Source organism: Fluviicola sp. (assembly GCF_030151805.1).
Classification (GTDB): domain Bacteria; phylum Bacteroidota; class Bacteroidia; order Flavobacteriales_D; family Crocinitomicaceae; genus Fluviicola.
Genome location: NZ_JASLCN010000130.1, coordinates 1 through 3,593 on the forward strand (window position 1 = coordinate 1; position 3,593 = coordinate 3,593).

At 41.7% G+C, this 3,593-nt stretch carries 1 protein-coding gene and 1 pseudogene; both read left to right on the plus strand.

What is annotated here, in order from left to right; all coding sequences use genetic code 11:
* On the plus strand, positions 1-446 hold a 446-nt coding region (locus Q1V93_RS05005; RefSeq protein WP_300662334.1), incomplete at its 5' end, for a T9SS type A sorting domain-containing protein.
* Between the two features lie 83 nt (positions 447-529).
* A pseudogene (locus Q1V93_RS05010) lies at positions 530-3,593 on the plus strand (hypothetical protein); the annotation flags it as partial.

Here is a 3,593-nt window from a genome sequence, read left to right on the forward strand (position 1 = left end):
CAAACGGAAATACTGTCAACGTCATCTGGAATATCGTAGATTCGAACGGATCTAACTTCGACACAACGAGCTACGTATTGAACAACGGAAACGGTGTTTATTGGTTGCAGTTGAGTGTATTCTGTCCGAATAAATCCGTAGGAGAATACTTCACCGTTACAGAAGCCATTTACTTCAACAATGGCTCAGTTTCCACTGCGGGATTGGCAGATTACAAGCAAAACTTGTTTGAAGTTTACCCCAATCCGACCAGCAACCAGGTTCGAATCAATTTCTCCGGATCGGATGCAGAACTAACGGTTTATGATCTGCAAGGAAAAGTAGTATTGAAGGACCAGATTCAAAACCAGGGAACGGTTTCCCTGGAGAATTTTGAACGCGGAGTTTATTTGTTCGCTTTCAAAAACTCACAGGGACAAAGTGTGCAACGTGTTGTAAAGCAGTAAAGAAATTCAAATATACAGATAGAAATCCCGCTTGTTAATTAACAGCGGGTTTTTTTGTATGTTTGCTCAATCAATTTAACCTTATGAAGCGATTTTTATCATCAATAACACTGCTCTTTCTTCTGATTTCGGGTAATTCTTTTGCTCAGCCCGGAGAAAATGACCCAACCTTTAATCCGGGAGATGACGGATTTGGAAATGGAGATGGAGTAGCATACACCGGATATATATATTCGACGATGCTTCTTCCGAACCAAAAAATGATTGTTGCGGGAGGCTTCAGTACTTATAATACCAGGACGATCAATTGTGTCGCAAAACTGAATGCCGATGGAAGTCTGGATACGACTTTTCATTCAGGTTTTGTTACACCACCATCCGGAATAACAGGAACGGTTTATGCAACAGCCTTGCAAAGTGACGGTAAAATTATTTTGGCCGGTGATTTTCAGGCTTATGGCGGACTTCAAAGAAATTGCATTGTACGGGTAAATCCTTCGGGAGTCATTGATACATTGTTTGACATCGGCACCGGTGCGAACGGGAAAATCAATACCGTTATTGTTCAGGCAACAGGTAAAATTGTAATCGGAGGTGAATTTACTTCCTTTAATGGAGTTACTCAGAATCGAATTGCCCGCTTAAATTCAGATGGAAGTTTGGATGCAACGTTTAACGCGTCTGGTTCAGGATTCGATCAATATGTTACATCATTGGCGATTGATGGGAATCAGAATATCATTGTCGGCGGGTATTTTACAGCATTTAATGGAGTAACAAGGAATTATGCTGCCCGTTTAGACGGCGCTACCGGTAGTCTGGATGCGTCATTCAATGCTGGTTCAGGATTCAACGGTATTGTAAAATCAGTTTTAATACAACCAAACGGCAAAATTCTGATCGGCGGCGGCTTTACAACCTGCAACGGGATCAGTAAAAACGGGGTGGTCAGATTGAACTCAGATGGGAGCATAGATAATTCGTTTGATTTTTCAGGAACTGTTGCTGGTAATATGACAATAGCAGCAATGGGGCTTCAGTCAGATGGAAAAATAATCTGTTCGATCACAGGTCCGGCCGGTGGAAAATGGGTGTCAAGATTGAATTCAAATGGTTTGGAAGACGCAACCTTTATTTCCGGATTAGATGTGTGGTTCGAACTGAACAGCGTAGCAATTCAATCAGATGACAAAATCATTGTTGGAGGGTTCAATAATACGGTATTTAACGGGAGTACTTTCTGCAAAAATCAAAGCGGAGTCACCAGGCTGAATCCAGGAGGTTCCTGGGATGACACATTTAATCCGGGTACCGGATTTAACCGCAGGGTTTATTCAACAGCAGTGCAGCCGGATGGAAAATTACTGGTAGGAGGAGATTTTACCCGCTATAACGGAAAAATGATTGGTTACCTGGCGCGCCTCTATCCGGATGGAAACTTAGATACGACATTTGTTCAGGATGATCTGACCGGAAATGTAAGAGCAATTGCGATTCAACCGGATGGTAAGATCATTATCGGGGGAGATTTTAAAGTGCTTTACTCGGGAGTAACTCATCGGATTTTGCGATTGAATCCGGATGGCAGCAGAGACAATTCATTCAATGTTTCGTTTTTAAACAACTCTACTAGTTCCGTAAATACAATAAAAATTGAACCAGGCGGTAAAATACTTGTGGGTGGAAGTTTTGGTCAATGGTCTGCATTTCGATTAAATCCGGATGGTTCCTGGGATAACACATTTGCTTTAACCACGACAAGCTTTAACTGGTTTGAAGTAAGTTGTGCGGAAGTGCTTGCTAATGGGAATTATCTTGTGGGTGGGTATCTCACTCCCAATTCGGGCCAGGTTCAGAGAAATTTAAGACGTCTTTTACCTTCAGGAGCTTTTGATAACACCTTTAATCTTGGAAATGGAGCGAATAACTACGTTTACGCTATGGCAACCCAACAAGATGGAAAAATAGTAATAGGAGGAGCATTTACAACGTATAATGGCGTTGCGAGAAATTACATTGCACGGATCAATGCAGACGGAAGTATCGACAATTCGTTTAATCCGGGGCTTGGCGCAGATTATTGGGTTCGGACAGTTGCGATTCAATCTAACGGAAAAATACTGATTGGTGGTGAATTCAATACATATAACGGCATTCCATGCAAAGGACTTGTGAGGTTAAATGCAGATGGAAGTATAGATCCGTCTTTTGATTTAGGATCAGGAACAGATGGAAATGTATATACATTTAGTTTCCTGGGGAGTGATATCGTTGCGGGTGGAGAATTCGTGAGTTATAACAGTGTCGGAAGAAACCGCATTACACGAATCTTAACCTGTTCTCCGATTAATATCACGCTCAATTCGACTGATGTAACTTGTAACGGTGGTAATGACGGAGCAATTTCGACTACTTTAACTGGTGGAACGTCTCCATATTCTTATTTCTGGTCTGTGGGAGCTACGACACAAGTAGTCAATAATCTTCCAGCAGGTTCCTACCAGTTAACAATTACGGATGCAGAAGGATGTATTAAATCACAAACAACGAACATTCAGGAACCGGTTGTAAATCAGAATATCATACCAGTCACTTCGTGTGATTCCTACACCTGGTCTCAGACAAACCAAACATATACTTTATCAGGATTGTATTCGGATACAATAAGCAGCGTTGTGAACGGCTGTGATTCGATTGTTTCGCTGAACCTGACGATTACACACTCAACTACCGGGACAGATATTCAAACGGCATGTGATTCTCTTATCTGGATAGATGGAATGACGTATCATGCTTCTACAAATAGCCCAACATTTGTATTGCAAAATGCTGCTGGTTGCGACTCGATTATTACATTGAATTTAACCATTATCCCATCACTTCCTTTAACAATCTCAAATACCTTCTCGATGCCTTCCGATGCAAATTCCTGTGTGGGAGAAGTAGCAATAACGGTTTCGGGAAATGCGGATTTTGAACTGGATATTGACAATGGTTCACAAGTAGTTACTTCAAGCGGCTATAGTTTGTTAACTGGTCTGTGCGCCGGAGTGCATGATTTACATGTAACCGATAATTGTGGCGATACGCTAACCACTCAGTTTGTGATTCCGGTGGATTCGAACTACGTTTTCAACAATCCGTTCA